Source organism: Kitasatospora sp. NPDC057738, from assembly GCF_042798815.1.
In the GTDB taxonomy this organism is placed as follows: Bacteria; Actinomycetota; Actinomycetes; order Streptomycetales; family Streptomycetaceae; genus Kitasatospora; species Kitasatospora lactacystinica.
Genome location: NZ_JBHVJT010000131.1, coordinates 1 through 14,098, shown reverse-complemented (window position 1 = coordinate 14,098; position 14,098 = coordinate 1). Strand labels below are relative to the sequence as shown.

Annotated in this window: 15 protein-coding genes; 10 read left to right on the top strand and 5 right to left on the bottom strand. The window is 74.9% G+C overall.

The window, feature by feature from the left end; translation table 11 throughout:
* Positions 1 to 204: 204 nt before the first annotated feature.
* Positions 205 to 591, bottom strand: coding sequence for a MerR family transcriptional regulator (locus ACFVGO_RS38390; protein ID WP_359906360.1), 387 nt, complete (start codon positions 589 to 591; stop codon positions 205 to 207).
* A gap of 143 nt (positions 592 to 734) precedes the next feature.
* On the opposite strand from ACFVGO_RS38390, the gene ACFVGO_RS38385 reads away from it, so the two are divergent.
* Together ACFVGO_RS38385 and ACFVGO_RS38380 are read left to right on the top strand one after the other, a co-directional pair.
* Positions 735 to 1,400 carry a class II aldolase/adducin family protein gene (locus ACFVGO_RS38385; RefSeq protein WP_359906358.1) on the top strand — a complete coding sequence of 222 codons (666 nt, stop codon included), beginning with the start codon at positions 735 to 737 and terminating at the stop codon, positions 1,398 to 1,400.
* The gene (locus tag ACFVGO_RS38380) at positions 1,397 to 1,885 is read left to right on the top strand and encodes a carboxymuconolactone decarboxylase family protein (protein WP_359906356.1); all 489 of its coding nucleotides are present in this window, start codon (positions 1,397 to 1,399) and stop codon (positions 1,883 to 1,885) included. The genes ACFVGO_RS38385 and ACFVGO_RS38380 overlap by 4 nt, the downstream gene beginning before the upstream one ends.
* Positions 1,886 to 2,004: 119 nt before the next feature.
* Here ACFVGO_RS38380 and pgm read toward each other — a convergent pair whose 3' ends face one another.
* The 3 genes from pgm to ACFVGO_RS38365 form a co-directional block, all read right to left on the bottom strand.
* Entirely contained in the window at positions 2,005 to 3,645 is a 1,641-nt protein-coding gene (gene pgm / locus ACFVGO_RS38375) for a phosphoglucomutase (alpha-D-glucose-1,6-bisphosphate-dependent) (protein ID WP_359906354.1), read from the bottom strand.
* A 143-nt stretch (positions 3,646 to 3,788) separates the two neighbouring features.
* On the bottom strand, positions 3,789 to 4,088 hold the full coding sequence (locus ACFVGO_RS38370; RefSeq protein ID WP_359906352.1) for a YciI family protein: 300 nt from the start codon (positions 4,086 to 4,088) through the stop codon (positions 3,789 to 3,791).
* Positions 4,089 to 4,563: 475 nt separating this feature from the next.
* Positions 4,564 to 4,929: a hypothetical protein gene (locus ACFVGO_RS38365; protein WP_359906349.1), complete on the bottom strand. Its 366-nt coding sequence runs from the start codon at positions 4,927 to 4,929 to the stop codon at positions 4,564 to 4,566.
* 141 nt (positions 4,930 to 5,070) lie between these two features.
* On the opposite strand from ACFVGO_RS38365, the gene ACFVGO_RS38360 reads away from it, so the two are divergent.
* The 5 genes from ACFVGO_RS38360 (at position 5,071) to ACFVGO_RS38340 (ending at position 9,144) form a co-directional block, all read left to right on the top strand.
* The gene (locus ACFVGO_RS38360) at positions 5,071 to 5,430 is read left to right on the top strand and encodes a hypothetical protein (RefSeq protein ID WP_359906346.1); all 360 of its coding nucleotides are present in this window, start codon (positions 5,071 to 5,073) and stop codon (positions 5,428 to 5,430) included.
* Positions 5,427 to 6,449: a hypothetical protein gene (locus tag ACFVGO_RS38355; RefSeq protein WP_380636820.1), complete on the top strand. Its 1,023-nt coding sequence runs from the start codon at positions 5,427 to 5,429 to the stop codon at positions 6,447 to 6,449. Before ACFVGO_RS38360 ends, ACFVGO_RS38355 begins: the two co-directional genes overlap by 4 nt.
* Positions 6,446 to 6,835 (top strand): roadblock/LC7 domain-containing protein, encoded by a 390-nt coding sequence (locus tag ACFVGO_RS38350; protein WP_063350516.1) that lies wholly within the window; start codon positions 6,446 to 6,448, stop codon positions 6,833 to 6,835. The genes ACFVGO_RS38355 and ACFVGO_RS38350 overlap by 4 nt, the downstream gene beginning before the upstream one ends.
* Before the next feature lie 383 nt (positions 6,836 to 7,218).
* Complete coding sequence (locus ACFVGO_RS38345) at positions 7,219 to 7,557, top strand: hypothetical protein (RefSeq protein WP_359906340.1); 339 nt, start codon at positions 7,219 to 7,221, stop codon at positions 7,555 to 7,557.
* Positions 7,558 to 7,620: 63 nt separating this feature from the next.
* Positions 7,621 to 9,144: an FAD-binding protein gene (locus ACFVGO_RS38340; protein WP_380351781.1), complete on the top strand. Its 1,524-nt coding sequence runs from the start codon at positions 7,621 to 7,623 to the stop codon at positions 9,142 to 9,144.
* Between the two features lie 132 nt (positions 9,145 to 9,276).
* Here ACFVGO_RS38340 and ACFVGO_RS38335 read toward each other — a convergent pair whose 3' ends face one another.
* Complete coding sequence (locus ACFVGO_RS38335; protein WP_359906334.1) at positions 9,277 to 10,791, bottom strand: multicopper oxidase domain-containing protein; 1,515 nt, start codon at positions 10,789 to 10,791, stop codon at positions 9,277 to 9,279.
* 354 nt (positions 10,792 to 11,145) lie between these two features.
* On the opposite strand from ACFVGO_RS38335, the gene ACFVGO_RS38330 reads away from it, so the two are divergent.
* From ACFVGO_RS38330 to ACFVGO_RS38320, 3 genes are read left to right on the top strand one after another with little or no spacing between them, the layout of a single operon-like run.
* Positions 11,146 to 12,681 (top strand): pyridoxal phosphate-dependent decarboxylase family protein, encoded by a 1,536-nt coding sequence (locus tag ACFVGO_RS38330; protein WP_380636818.1) that lies wholly within the window; start codon positions 11,146 to 11,148, stop codon positions 12,679 to 12,681.
* Complete coding sequence (locus ACFVGO_RS38325) at positions 12,678 to 13,379, top strand: hypothetical protein (protein WP_380636817.1); 702 nt, start codon at positions 12,678 to 12,680, stop codon at positions 13,377 to 13,379. The genes ACFVGO_RS38330 and ACFVGO_RS38325 overlap by 4 nt, the downstream gene beginning before the upstream one ends.
* Positions 13,376 to 14,056, top strand: a complete 681-nt coding sequence (locus ACFVGO_RS38320; RefSeq protein ID WP_359906325.1) for a DUF6875 domain-containing protein — start codon at positions 13,376 to 13,378, stop codon at positions 14,054 to 14,056. The genes ACFVGO_RS38325 and ACFVGO_RS38320 overlap by 4 nt, the downstream gene beginning before the upstream one ends.
* Positions 14,057 to 14,098 lie beyond the last annotated feature (42 nt).

Genomic DNA, 14,098 nt, shown 5'->3' with positions numbered 1-14,098 from the left:
GGCGGGGAGGGTGGGGGTTCCCGTTAGAGGCGGTGGTGTTGGCGCGGGTGGCGTGTGCGGTGGCGGCGGCGACCACGCGCGACGAGCGCCGGCCCGCGCCGGGCCCGGAGCGGGCGCAGCCGGCGGGCGCCTGAGCGGGCACAGCGGGCCCGGCGGGCGCGCGCCCGGGGCGTCGTCGCCGACCGGCCGGTGACCGGGATCGTGTCACGGCGCCGGGTTCGCCGTCCGCCACTGCGCCATCTGCCGGCGGAACTTGGGGCATTGGACGATGTCCTCCTGGCCGCATCCGAGGGCGTGGGTCAGGAGCTGGTGGGCGTGGTCGAGATCGACCATGCGCTGCTGGATCTCGGTGATCTTGGCGCGGATCATGACCTCCCGGCGCGGCTGCTCCCGCTGGAACTCCCCGATCTCGGCCAGGCTCAGCCCGGCCTGTTGGAAGGTGCGCAGTACGGTGATCCGTTCGGCGGCCTCGGGCGGGTAGCGCCGCTGCCCGCCCTCGCGCTCGGGCGCGGGCAGCAGGCCGTGGCGCTCCCAGTACCGGATGGCCGAAGCCGGCACCTTGGTGATCTCGGCGAGTCGGCCGATCGTCATGCGCGTGTTCCGCTGCACCTTCCGCTGCTCCTGCTCCTCGTCGGCCCGGGCGTTTGACTTGAACCTTAGTTCAAGCTGAAGAGTGGCCGACACGTGGACGGCGGCGAACAAGAGCCGCCGGCAGCACACTTGGAGGTACCGCCATGAGCGACGGGGATGTCCGCGGACAGCTGGCCGGGCAGCTGGTGGAGGCCGCGGAGAAGCTCTTCGCGGCCGGCGTGATGTCCCACTCGGGGCACGCCAACCTGAGCGCCCGGCTCGACGGCGAACGGCTCCTGCTGACACCGGGGTTCGTCCGCGGCCTGAAGCCCGAACAGCTGGCGACCGTCGGTTTCGACGGGCAGGTCCTCGACGGCGGGCTGCGGTCCGTCAGCGCCGAGATCATCGCCATGCACAGCGCCGTGTACCGGGCCCGCCCGCACGTGGGCGCGATCATCCACACCCACTCGCCCTCCGCGACCGCCTTCGCCGTGGCCCACCGGCCGTTGCCCTGCCGCACGGAGCCGATGCTGCGCTTCGGACAGGCCGAGGAGGTCCCCGTGGTCCCCTGGGGACCTCGCGGATCGGACGTGTCGGTGCGCGGGATCGCCGACGTGCTGCGGCGGCGCCCGACGACGGCCGCCGTCCTGCTGGCCAACCACGGCCTCCTGGTGTTCGGCCCGGACTCGGCGGCCACCGCCCACCTCGTGGTGGCGATCGAGGAGAGCGCCGAGGCCGAGATCGCCGCCGCGGCGATCGGCGGGGCCGTGGACTTTCCCCCGGGTGCCCGGGAGGCCGTGCGCGCCGCGATCGCGCGGGTCGCGTCATGACGGACGACACCCTCGACTCCCGCACGCAGGCCGTGCGCGACCGTTACCGCTCCACCCTCGCGACCGTTCCCGCCGGGGTGCAGGAGCGGCTGCGCCTGGCCCGGGAGTTCGGCCGGCTGCCGACCGAGGAGGCGCTCGCGGAGCTGCGCCACATCGTGCTGACCGACAGTCCGCTGGGATCGCGGGTGCAGCAGCTCGTCCACTTCGGGCAGCTGCTGGCCCTCGGCCGGGCACACCCCGCCCGGATCCACGCCCGGGGCGCGCTCCATGCCGGGGCGGGCATCACCGATCTCATCGGCGTCGCCGAGACCGCGCTGATCACCGCGGGGGTGCCGGCGTACGCACTCGGCACCGAGATCATCGCCGAGCTCCTGCCGCACGCGGGCGACGCCGGCGGGCGGGCCCCGGATCCCGCCGGCCCCGCCCCCGGGCCGGACCGGCCGGAACCCGGCGGTCGCGTCCGCGAGGACGGCGGCGTCCGATAGGAACGCCCGGGAGGTGCGGGGGTGCCCCGACCCGGCAGGCCCGGGCGGCGGGCCCGGGAGGTGCCGGGGGTGCCCCGGTCCGGCGGAACGTGCCGGGCCGGGGCCGCCCGGTGCGGGGGTCAGCCCCGCAGGACCTCGCCGACCAGGGCGCGGGCCTCGTCCTGGACCCGGGCGAGGTGTTCGTCGCCGTGGAAGGACTCGGCGTAGATCTTGTAGACGTCCTCGGTGCCCGAGGGGCGGGCGGCGAACCAGGCGTTCTCGGTGCAGACCTTGATGCCGCCGATCAGGGCGCCGTTGCCGGGGGCCTTGGCGAGGACGGCGGTGATCTTCTCGCCGGCGATCTCGCCGGCGCCGACCCGTTCGGGGGACAGCCGGGCCAGGCGGGCCTTCTGCTCGCGGTCGGCGGGGGCGTCCACGCGGGCGTAGGAGGGGGCGCCGTGGCGCTCGGTCAGTTCGCGGTAGTGGGCGCTGGGGGTGGCGCCGGTGACGGCGGTGATCTCGGAGGCCAGCAGGGCGAGCAGGATGCCGTCCTTGTCGGTGGTCCACACCCCGCCGTCGCGGCGCAGGAAGGAAGCGCCGGCGCTCTCCTCGCCGCCGAAGCCGATCGAGCCCTCCAGCAGGCCGTCGACGAACCACTTGAAGCCGACCGGGACCTCCACCAGGGTGCGGCCGAGGTCGGCGGCGACGCGGTCGAGCATGGAGGAGGAGACCAGGGTCTTGCCGACGCCGGCGTCGCCGGGCCAGTCGGCGCGGTGGCGGTAGAGGTAGTCGACGGCCACCGCGAGGTAGTGGTTGGGGTTCATCAGGCCGCCGTCGGGGGTGACGATGCCGTGGCGGTCGGCGTCGGCGTCGTTGCCGGTGGCGATGGCGTACTCGTCCTTGCGGCCGATGAGGGAGGCCATCGCGGCCGGGGAGGAGCAGTCCATGCGGATCCTGCCGTCCCAGTCGAGCGTCATGAACCGCCAGGTCGGGTCGGTCACCGGGTTGACGACGGTCAGGTCCAGGCGGTGGGTCTCGGCGATGCGCGCCCAGTAGGCCACCGAGGCCCCGCCGAGCGGGTCGGCGCCGATGCGCAGGCCCGCGTCGCGCACCGCGTCCAGGTCCAGGACGGAGGGCAGGTCCTCGACGTAGGCGGTGAGGTAGTCGTGGCGCCCGGTGGTGGCGGCGGCCAGCGCCCGCGCGTAGGGGACCTTCTTGACGCCGCGCAGGCCCTCGCGGATCAGCTCGTTGGCGCGGTCCTGGATCCAGCCGGTGGCCTGGGAGCCGGCCGGGCCGCCGCTGGGCGGGTTGTACTTGAAGCCGCCGTCGCGCGGCGGGTTGTGCGAGGGGGTGACCACGATGCCGTCGGCCAGCGCGCGGGGGCTGCGCCGGTTGTGGGCGAGGATCGCGTGGGAGACCGCCGGGGTGGGGGTGTAGCCGTCGGCGGCGTCGATCAGCACCTGCACGCCGTTGGCGGCCAGCACCTCCAGGGCGGTGGCCCGGGCGGGCTCGGACAGGGCGTGGGTGTCGGCGCCCAGGAACAGCGGGCCCGCGACGCCCTGTTCGGCCCGGTACTCGCAGATCGCCTGCGTGGTCGCGGCGATGTGGTCCTCGTTGAAGGCCGCGTCCAGCGACGAGCCCCGGTGCCCCGAGGTCCCGAACGCCACCCGCTGCCCGGGCTCCTGCGGGTCCGGGTTCAGCGCGTAGTACGCCGTCACCAGCCGCGCCACGTCCACCAGGTCACCGGGCTGCGCCGGCTGCCCGGCCCGTGCGTGTGCCATCCGTCTTCTCCCGCCGAAAGTCGGTACTCGCGATACGTCGTCGCTCCGCGCTCACCGATCGTAGCCAGAACGCGACCGTGCCCCGAACCGCGCGAACGGCCCGGGGCACCACCGACGGACGGGGACGGGCGGGGCGGCAGGGCTCAGGCGGGCAGTTGCTGGCGGTGGGCCGCCAACTCCTCGGCGGTGGTGGTGGCGAGGAACTCCGTCACCCGGTACTCGGTCAACCCGGCCCGCACGAACGGGTCGGTGGCCACCAGCGCCTCGATGGCGGCCCGGTCCGGTCCCACCGCGAGGATCACCCCGCCGTCGCGCGGCACCTTGCGCCCCGAGGCGAGGAAGGTGCCCGCCGCGTAGTGCTCCCGGAGCCACTCGATGTGCCGGGGCAGCACGGCGTCGATCGACTCCACGTCGGCGGTGTACGTCAGCTCAAGTACGAACATGCGGCCCAGGCTAGACCCGACGCCGTTCGGTCGAGGCGGGTCGGGGTCGCTCCTTCGTGCCGCGCGCGGCGTGGTCGAGCCGATTCCGCGGCACCGCCGAAACACCGGCGCACCGACGGTTCGACGGTTCGACGGTTCGACGGTTCGACGGTTCGACGGTTCGACGGTTCGACGGTTCGACCACGGTATTCCGGCGCCCCGTCGCCGGCCGGAACAGCGGGCGCATATGACGCCCAGTCATCGGAAAGTCACGCATCTCCGTGCTCGGCGCACACCCGCGAAATTCGCGGCCCGATTCCCGCGGACGGATCTCCGTAGTCGGTTCGTAACACCCCGCATTCGCTCCGCCCGGAATTCCACGCGCGGCACGCGGCCCGCGCGGGGCCTTCCGGACGGTCCTTCGGGCAGGGCTTGGCGGTTTCCAGCGGGCGTTCCGGACGGGGCGCGGACACCCGGGCCGCCGGCCCGGCCTCGGCTAGACGTCGAGAGCGGCCTCGATGCGCTTGAGACCGTGCCGGGCGAGCGCAAGGTTGGCGCGCGAGCGGTCCAGCGCCAGGTAGAGGAAGAGCGAGCCGTGACCGCGGGTCAGCGGGCGGATCAGGTGGTACTGGGTGCCGAGGGTGATCAGGACGTCCTCGATGACATCGTCGATCGACAGCGCGGCCAGGGCGCGTATCTTCGCACGAACGACCTCGGTGTTGGCGGCGGCCGCAATCTCCAGGTCGAGTTGCTGCCCCCCGCCGAGGAACCCGAGCGACATACCGCTCTCGTAGTCGGCCACGGCCACTCCGATGGCCCCCTCGATGGCCATCGCGTCCTTGAGTGCGTCGTCAATGTTCATGCGCTGTTCGTCCTTTGCGTGACTTCCGGGCGGAACTCCCGTGTGCAGGAACAAAGTAGCAAGAAGCCACCGGTTGTGGTCACCTCGTGAAAATGATGGAATAAAGTACGCTGCCGGGGTTCAGAACGTGAAGGGGTACTGGTGCGCGCACTCGAAGCTTCCCTCTCCGATGTGCTCGGCTCCCCCGGAGTGGTCGGTGCCGCGCTCGTCGACGCCGTCACAGGTCTCAGCTACCGGTCCGCCGGGGACCACCGGCTGCTCGGGACCGGGGCCGAACTCGCCGAGCTGACCAACCTGATCGGCGAGCGGCTGTACGAGGCAGGGGCGGAGAGCGAGTTGGAGAGCCTGGTGGTCACCAGCACCCGCCATCACCAGGTCGTCCAGGTGGTGTCCCGGAAGGGCGACCCCCTGCTGCTGGCCACCGTGCTGGACCGGGAACGGACCAACCTGGCGCTGGCCGTCCGCCAGACCGCCGACCGCGCGCAGGACTTGCTGGCATGACCGACCCGTCCCACGACACGGCGCCGCCCGCCGTGCCCGCGGCTCCCACGACGCCGGCTCCGCCCACCGCGCGCAACGTGCCCGCGCTGCTGCTCGCGCTGCGCCGGACGGAGTTCACCGGCTCGGTCACCGTCTCCGGCGCACCGGGCGGCACGATCCACCTGGAGCAGGGTCTGGTCGCCGCGGTCGAGACCCCCGGGGCCCCGACCGCCGAGACCCTGCTGCTGAAGTCCCGGCGCGTCGGCGAGGAGGAGTGGGCGTCCGCCGAGACGGCCGCGTCCGTCGGCCGGCCGGCCGACGCTCCCCCGACCTGGGGCGGCGACCTCGGTGCGGCCCTGGTGGCTCAGGGGTCGATCGGCGCCGCCGAGCTCGAAGCCGTCTGCGCCGCCGCCGCCTTCGACGGGGCCTTCGCCCTGGCGCTGAGCCCGCCCGGCAGTTGGGAGACCGCCGAGGCGGCGCCGCCTGCCGGGATCGCGCTGCGCCCGGGCATCGAGCCGGAGCTGCTCTTCGAGGAGACCGCCCGGCGGACGGCCCTGCTGACCCGCCTCTGGGGACCGCCCGGCGAACTGGCCCGCATCCGGATCCGTCCTGCCGCCCGGGCCGAGTCCGGCGCGCTGCGGATCCCGGTCCGCTACCGGGAGATCCTGGCCGCCGCCACCGGCCGCCGCACCGCGCGCGACCTCGGCTTCGCCCTGGGACGCGGCGTGTTCGCCGTGCTCCTCGACCTCGTACGGATGGACGCCCGGCACCTGCTCCACCGGGAACCGGCGCACCCGGCTCCCCTGGCACCGAGCGTGGCCCCGCGCATGCCGACGAGCGAACCGCCGCCGGCCGACACCGGGCCGCTGCCGCGCCGCGTCCGCGGCGGACGCGGCCCGGGTGGTCCGGGTGGTCCGGGCGGCCCGCCCGCCCGATCCGAGGGAGCGGCGGCCGCTCCCGACGGTCCACCGAACGCACACCGCGCCGAGCACACCGCGCGCACCGAGACGACCGAGCAGAGCGAGAAGAGCGCACCATGAGCAGCCAGACACCGACCGCCGTGCTGGTCGACGAGTTGAAGTCCCTCCGCGACCGGGTCATGGGCATCTCGGAGAGCGTCATCTCCACCACCGACGGCCTGCTGGTGGCCGCCGACACGGCCGCCGTCCACCCCGAGTCGGCCGCCGCCCTGTCGGCCGCCATGCTCGGCCTCGGCCGGCGCACCGCGGCCGAGGTCGGCGTGGGCGGCCTGCGCGACGTGGTCACCCGCTGCAACAGCGGCTACGTCGTGGTGCTGGCGATCGGGGAGCAGGCGCTGCTGATGATCCTGGGGGACGAGGGCCTCGACGTCGCCGGCCTGCACCGCGAGTCGCCCGCCACGGTCCGCCGCCTGAGCGAGCTGCTCGGGATGGTCCCCGCGGTCTAGTCGTGCGGTTGTCGGAGCCCGGTTGCACGTGGGTCACGGCCCGCCTCCTCCGGCTCCGCCTCGGGAGCTCGGGCTCGGGCTCGGGCTCGGGCTCGGGAACCCGGGCCCGGGAGTCCGGACTCGAAAGTTCGGCCCCGCGGCGCCCGGCCCGGAGGGTGCCGACCCCCATCCTGCCAGGTCGGGCAAGGGTTCGGTAGGACGCAGCCCACCCTTCTTCCGCCTTGCCGCGCGTCGGTGCGCGCCCGCAGACTCGTGCGCATCCCCTTCCGCATCCCGTGCCGGCCGTCCTTTCCAGGGCGGCCGGCGCGCACGGCGTGCTGCCCCCGCACCGGGGGCGGCGGGCGGAGGGGGGACCACACGAACCACGAAGGGGGACGGGCGCGATGAGCGTGCACGAGGACATGGTGCTGAAGGCCCGGGTACGGCTGCTGAGCCACAACGAGCGGATCCTGCGCGGCGAGGAGGGCCTGTGGGTGTACCGGGCGCTGTTCGCCGTCAGCCCGGCCGCCCACGCCTACAAGCTGGCGTTCGTCCTGCGGGAGGCCGCCGAGGGGCCGCGGGTGGCCCACCTGCCCGGGGCGCGGCAGGCACTGCTGGACGAGGCGCGGGCGGCGTGCGCGCACGTTCCCGCCCACGCCCCCGCCCACCAGGTGCGGATGTGGGAGTACCCGATGGCCGAGCTGCGGCGCATCGAGCAGCAGATCACCGGTGCACGCCAGTAGGTGATCACCCGATAGTTGCGGTACAACAATCCCTATTTGACGACTGATCGGAGAAATTCTGATATGAGCAGGTCAGGACTGTCGCGCCGCGCCCTCCTCACCTCGGCCGGCGCCGGGGCCCTCACCGCCGTCATCGGCTGGAACACCGCCACCGCCGCCTGGGCCACCGAGGCCGACGCGGACACCGGCACGGACACCGGCGCCGACATCGCCCGGCTGCCCGCCCTGGACGGCACGGTGACCCTGCGGGGCGAGGGCCTGGAGCGCTTCTCCGGCGACTTCGGACACCTCGTCACCGCCGCGCCCCGGGCCGTGCTGCGCCCCGGCTCGGTGCGCGACGTGCAGCAGCTGGTCGCCTTCGCCCGCCGCCACCGCATCCCGGTGGCCGTCAACGGGCAGAGCGGGGACCTCGCGCAGCTCGGCGAGGCCGGACTGGAGTCGCACTCCAGCTACGGCCAGGCCAACCCCCGCGGCGGCGTCGCCATCGACGCCCGCGGCCTGTCGAAGATCGTCTCGGTGCGCCCGGGGCGCGCCGTGGTCGAGGCCGGGGCGACCTGGGCGCAGGTCACCGAGGCGGGCCTGGCCGCGGGCTGGGTGCCGCCGGTGCTCACCGACTACCTGCACCTGTCGGTGGGCGGCACGCTGAGCGTCGGCGGCATCGGCGGCGGCGTGCAGCGCCACGGCATGCAGGTCGACAACGTGCTGGAGCTGGACGTGGTGACCGGCACCGGCGAGCTGGTCACCGCCTCCCCCGCCCGCAACCGCGAGCTGTTCGAGGCGGTGCTGGCCGGCGGCGGCCAGGTCGGCGTCATCGTGCGCGTCACCCTCGCCCTGGTGCGGGTGCCCGAGCGCGCCCACGTCTTCTCGCTGTACTACGACGACCTGGACGCCTACCTCGCCGACCAGGAGAAGGTGCTGGCCCGGCGCCGCTTCGACTTCCAGGTCGGCGACGTGGTGCGCAGCGCGGACGGTTCGCGCTGGCGCTACAAGGCGGAGCTGGTGGCGTTCGCGGACGCCGGGCAGGCGGTGGACCGGGCGGCGCTGCTGGCGGGGCTGGCGCCGGTGGAGACGGAGGTGGTGGAGCAGAGCTGGCGGGAGTACGCCTACCGGGTGGACGGCTTCTCGGGGTACCTGCGGGCGGCCGGGTTCTGGGCGCTGCCCAAGCCGTGGCTGAGCGTGTTCCTGCCGGCGTCCACGGCGCGGGCGTTCATGGCGCGGGCCGCCGAGGTGCTGACCGCCGCCGACCTGGGGGCGGGGCTGCTGCTGTTCTACCCGTACCTGCGCTCGAAGGTGAAGGCGCCGCTGGCGGTGCTGCCGGGGCGGGAGGAGGTGGGCTGGCACTTCGACCTGCTGGCCTTCCCGGGGCCGGGGTCGGACACGGCGGCGATGCTGGAGCGCAACCGGCTGCTGTACGACCTGGCGGTGGAGCTGGGCGGCAAGCGGTACCTGATCGGGGCGGTGCCGGGGATGACGCGCGCGGACTGGCAGCGCCACTACGGGGGGCTGTGGGAGCGGGTGGTGGCGGCCAAGCGGCGCTGGGACCCGGCGGGGATCCTCACCCCGGGGCAGGGCATCCACGCGTCCTGACGCGTCCTCGGGCCGCCCGCGTCACGGCGGGCGGCCCGGCGGGGGCCGGCTCTCGGGTGATCGGGCTCTCGGGTGGCCGGGTGGCCGGGTGATCGGGTGGCCGGGTGGCCGGGTGGCCGGGCTCTCGGGTGCTCAGGCGATCTCCATCTGGGCCATCATGCCCATCGCGGAGTGGTCCAGCAGGTGGCAGTGGTAGGGGTAGCGGCCGCGGTAGGAGTCGAAGGCGGCCTGCAGGCGCACGCTCTCGCCGGGCATCAGGCGCACGGTGTCCTTGAGGCCCGACTCCTCGGGGCCGGGGGCCCTGCCGTTGCGCTGGAGGACGCGGAACTGCACCAGGTGCAGGTGGAAGTTGTGCGGGATGTCGGTGTTGGCGTTGTGGACGGTCCAGATCTCCGAGGTGCCGAAGGCGACGGCGGCGTCCACCCGGGCCGGGTCGTACACCTTGCCGTCGATCAGGCCGCGCGGGGCGGCGCCGGCGCCGCCCTCCTCGACCTTGAGCACGACGGTGCGCTCGCGGGCCACCGGTCCCGGCGGCGGCAGGGTGCGCAGCCGGTCGGGGACGGAGGAGGGGTCGGGGGCGGGGCGGCCGACGTCGAAGCGCAGCACCTGGCCGATGTGTTCGGCGGGGCCCGGCGGCATGGAGTTGGTGAGCACGACGCTCGTGCCGGGGCGGTAGCGGGAGAAGTCGATGACGACGTCGGCGCGCTCGCCGGGCGAGAGGTCGACGGTGTCGGTGGTGTGGGGGCGTTCCAGCAGGCCGCCGTCGGAGCCGATCCAGGTGATGGGGCCGCCGTCGGCCAGGCGCAGGGAGAAGAAGCGCAGGTTGGAGGAGTTGAGCAGGCGGATGCGGTAGCGGCGGGCGGCGACGTCGACCTTGGGCCAGGGGCGGCCGTTGGCGAGGATGGTGGCGCGTCCGGCGGCGTCGTCCATGCGGTAGACGAGGTTGCCGGAGGCGTCGAAGCGGGCGTCGCGCAGTGCGATGGGCAGGTCGTAGCGGCCCGAGGGCAGCGGCAGGGCGGCCTCGGTGGCGTCGGTGAGCAGGTAGGTGCCGGCCAGTCCCCGGTAGACGTGCTCGGACTCCAGGTGGTGGGCGTGGTCGTGGAACCACAGGCTCGCGTGGGGCTGGTCGTTGGGGTAGGTGCAGGTGCGGGTGGCGCCGGCGTTCAGCAGGTTCATCGGGCCGCCGTCGCTGTCGACGGGGACGGAGGAGCCGTGCAGGTGGACGGAGACCGGGTCGTCCAGCAGGTTGGTCTGGCGCACGATCACCGGCCGTCCGGAGCGGGCGCGGATGACGGGCCCGGGGAAGGCGCCGTTGTAGGTGAGGACGTCGGTGCGGTGCCCGGGCAGGATGCGGGCGAAGGAGCGCAGCATGGTCACCGCGTAGGTGTCGGCGCCGCCGTCGGTGGAGACGGGGCTGAGCACCGGGGGCAGCGGCAGGGCGGTGGTGAACTTCGGGGCGAGCGCGGGGCCGGCGTCGGGGCCCGGGTCGGGGGCGGCGGCGCCCGCGGGGTGGGCGTGCCCCGCGTCCTGCGCGGCGGAGGCGGCGGAGGCGGAGGCGGAGGCGGCCGGGTGCTGGGTGGTGCGCACGAGCAGGACTCCTCCCCCGGTCGCCAGGGCGGCGCCGATCATCCTGCGTCTGGTCACCATCGCGTCTCTCCTCCCGGGTGGGCTCCCCCGGCCTCTCCCGGGTGGGGGCGGCCTTGTCCGGGGGTGATTGCAGCAGCGTCCGCTCGTGCCGCGCTGGGGTCCGGCTGGGGCCGCGGGCGGCGCCCTTCGGGCCGGTGGGGGGCGGTGCGGGTGGGGCCGGCGGGCGCCGCGGTGGGTGAGCTGCGGGTGTTGCGGGCGCCTTGCGCGGCGCCGCCACCGTGGCTGCGGACGCGGTCGAGGAACGCTCAAGGACTCGGCTCGCGGTGAACGCTCGTACTCGCCGGGGGCCCGGCGTGCTGCTCACCCGCGCGCCGGCCCCGTCTGTCGAAGGACTCGAAGGGGAAGGGCCGGAGCGTGGACCTGCGGTACTGGCTGCCGAGGGCGGCCGAGGTGGCCGAGCGGTGGGGCGAGCGGTTCGGACCGCTGCGGCCGCACCCCTCGCACCTGGTGGACGAGGCGGACTTCGCCGCCGCGTTCGAGCGCTTCGCCAAGCGCCTGGAGCACAACTACCCGTTCTTCCACCCGCGTTACGCCGGGCAGATGGTCAAGCCCCCGCACCCGGCGGCGGTCGTGGGCTACCTGACGGCGATGCGCTTCAACCCCAACAACCACGCCTACGAGGGCGGGCCGGCCACCAACGACATGGAACGCGAGTGCGTCGCGCAGCTCGCCGCCATGTTCGCGCTGCCCGCGCACGTGGGCCACCTGACCAGCAGCGGCACCATCGCCAACCTGGAGGCGCTGTACGTGGCGCGCCAGAGCCACCCCGGCCTCGGCGTCGCCCACAGCGCCCAGGCCCATTACACCCACAGCCGGATGTGCCACGTCCTGGGCGTCGAGAGCCACGCGGTGGCGGCCGACGCCGAGGGCCGGATGGACGTCGGCGCGCTGGAGGAACTGCTGCGCACCGGGCGGGTGGGCACGGTGGTGGTCACCTGCGGCACCACCGGGCCCGGCGCCGTCGACCCGGTGCACGAGATCCTCCCGCTGGCCCGCCGCTACGGGGCGCGGGTGCACGTGGACGCCGCCTACGGCGGGTTCTTCGCGCTGCTGGCCGCCGACGACGCGCTCGCGGCCTCGCTCGGGGTGGACACCGCGCCGTGGCGGGCCGTGGCCGGCTGCGACTCGGTGACCGTCGACCCGCACAAGCACGGCCTGCAGCCCTACGGCTGCGGGGCGGTGCTGTTCGCCGACCCCGGCATCGGGCGGCACTTCGCCCACGACTCCCCGTACACCTACTTCACCGACGCCGAACTGCACCTGGGCGAGATCAGCCTGGAGTGCTCGCGCGCCGGGGCCTCGGCCGCCGCGCTGTGGCTGACCCTGCAGCTGCTGCCGCTCACCCCCGAGGGCCTGGGCGCGGGGCTGGCCGCGAGCCGGCGCGCCGCCCTGGCCTGGGCCGAACTGATCGACAACAGCGATGAGTTGACGCTGCACCAGCGGCCGCAGCTGGACATCCTCACCTACTTCCCCACTGTCCCCGGGACGCCGGCGCCCGCGCTGTCGGCGATCGACGCCGCCAGCGAGCACGTCCTGCGCCGGGGCATGGCCGACGAGCGGGACCCCGTCTACCTGAGCGTGCTGCGCGTGGACGCCGCCGACTTCACCCGCCGCCACCCCGGCGTGCGCGCGGACGCGGGCGGGGCCCGGGTGCTGCGCAGCGTGCTGATCAAGCCGGAGGCGGAGGAGTGGGTGGAGCCGCTGCACGCGCGGGTCACCGCCCTGGCCGCCGCGGCCGGTGCGGCCGGTGCGGCCGGTGCCACCGCCGCATCCCGTGCGCCCGACGTGACCGCCGCCCCCGGTACCACCGGTACGACCGATACGACCGATGTGACCGTTGACCCGCCTTCCCCTTCGTCCGCCCCCTCGTTCGAGGAGAGTGCCCGTTGACCACCACCACCGCCCTGCCCGCCGCCGCGGGCACCGCCCTGCGGCCCGCCCTGCGGCCCGTCGTGCGCCCGGCCCGCCCGGGCGAGGAGGACGCCCTCGCCCACGTGCTCGCCGCCGCCTTCGCCGACGACGCGCTGATGCTCTGGGCCTTCCCCGACCCCGGCCACCGCGCCCGCGTGATGCCCGCCTTCTTCCGCGTCCACGTCGAGCAGTGCCTGGCCCACCGGGGCGCCCTGGTCGCCCACCGGGCCACCGGCGACGACACCGCGCAGGACGGCGAGCCGCTGGGGGCGCTGCTGTTCCTGCCGCCCGGCCACTGGGACGACCCCGGCCCGAAGGACGGCGCCGCCACCCGGGCCCTCGCCGAGGCGATCGACGCCGCCGGCCACGACGGGCCCGCCCGCCGCCTGGCCGCCATCACCCGCCTGCAGACCCTGCGCCACCCGCGCCACCGCTCCCACCACTACCTCGCCTTCGTCGGCGTGCACCCCGACGCCCGCCGCACCCTCACCGGCCGGGCCCTGCTGCACGCCTTCCTCGCCGAGGTCGACGCCACCGGCCAGGCCGCCTACGCCGAGACCAGCTCCCCCGGCGGGGCCCACCTGCTCGCCGGCGGCGGCTTCACCCGCTTCGGCGAGGCCATCGCCCTGCCCGGCGGCGGCCCCCGCCTGGCCCCGGTGTGGCGGGGGCCCCGATGACCGCCCCCGCCCTGCCCGCCGCCCCCGCCGGCTCCTCGGCGCTGCGTCTGTACAGCGCCGGACAGATCGACGCCGGCCACGCCGCCGAACGCCCCGAGGCCGCCGAGACCCTCGCCTGGGCGCGGGCCTTCCTCACCACCGCCCACCCCGACCTCGGCCGCAGCGGCCCGGTCTGCCCCTACACCCAGCCCTCGCTGCGCCGCGGCCTGTTCCACATCGCCGTCGCCGACGGCTCCCCCGACGGGGACCTGCCCCGCCTGGTCGCCGAACTGCGCGCCCGCTACGACGAGTTGCTCGCCGCCCTGACGGAGGAGTCCGACCGCGAACTGCTCACCGTCCTGCTGGTCATGCCCCAGCTGGACCGCGAGGACTCCACCGTGCTGGACGAGCTCCAGCGCAAGGCCAAGGACGAGTTCGTCGAACAGGGCCTGATGATCGGCCAGTTCCACCCGGTCTGCGAGGAACCCGGCCTGTGGAACCACACCTTCAGGCCGCTGCGCGCCCCCGTCCCGCTGCTCGCGGTGCGCAAGCTCCTGGTCTTCGACCTGCCCTTCCTCGCCGGCGACGAGACCCACCTGAACCACTACCTGGCCCGCTTCGCCCCCGAGGTCCCCGCCCGCATCCGCGCCCAGCTGGTCACCAGCGTCCGCGCCCGCCGGCAGAACGCCGCCGCCTGACCCCCCTCCCCCGCGCGCGCGGAGCCGGCCGGCGCCCGGCTC

Coding starts and splice junctions, on each gene's coding strand:
- ACFVGO_RS38390 (WP_359906360.1), bottom strand. CDS start 591: ATGACGATCGGCCGACTCGCCGAGATCACCAAGGTGCCGGCTTCGGCC.
- ACFVGO_RS38385 (WP_359906358.1), top strand. CDS start 735: ATGAGCGACGGGGATGTCCGCGGACAGCTGGCCGGGCAGCTGGTGGAG.
- ACFVGO_RS38380 (WP_359906356.1), top strand. CDS start 1,397: ATGACGGACGACACCCTCGACTCCCGCACGCAGGCCGTGCGCGACCGT.
- pgm (WP_359906354.1), bottom strand. CDS start 3,645: ATGGCACACGCACGGGCCGGGCAGCCGGCGCAGCCCGGTGACCTGGTG.
- ACFVGO_RS38370 (WP_359906352.1), bottom strand. CDS start 4,088: ATGTTCGTACTTGAGCTGACGTACACCGCCGACGTGGAGTCGATCGAC.
- ACFVGO_RS38365 (WP_359906349.1), bottom strand. CDS start 4,929: ATGAACATTGACGACGCACTCAAGGACGCGATGGCCATCGAGGGGGCC.
- ACFVGO_RS38355 (WP_380636820.1), top strand. CDS start 5,427: ATGACCGACCCGTCCCACGACACGGCGCCGCCCGCCGTGCCCGCGGCT.
- ACFVGO_RS38350 (WP_063350516.1), top strand. CDS start 6,446: ATGAGCAGCCAGACACCGACCGCCGTGCTGGTCGACGAGTTGAAGTCC.
- ACFVGO_RS38345 (WP_359906340.1), top strand. CDS start 7,219: ATGAGCGTGCACGAGGACATGGTGCTGAAGGCCCGGGTACGGCTGCTG.
- ACFVGO_RS38340 (WP_380351781.1), top strand. CDS start 7,621: ATGAGCAGGTCAGGACTGTCGCGCCGCGCCCTCCTCACCTCGGCCGGC.
- ACFVGO_RS38335 (WP_359906334.1), bottom strand. CDS start 10,791: ATGGTGACCAGACGCAGGATGATCGGCGCCGCCCTGGCGACCGGGGGA.
- ACFVGO_RS38320 (WP_359906325.1), top strand. CDS start 13,376: ATGACCGCCCCCGCCCTGCCCGCCGCCCCCGCCGGCTCCTCGGCGCTG.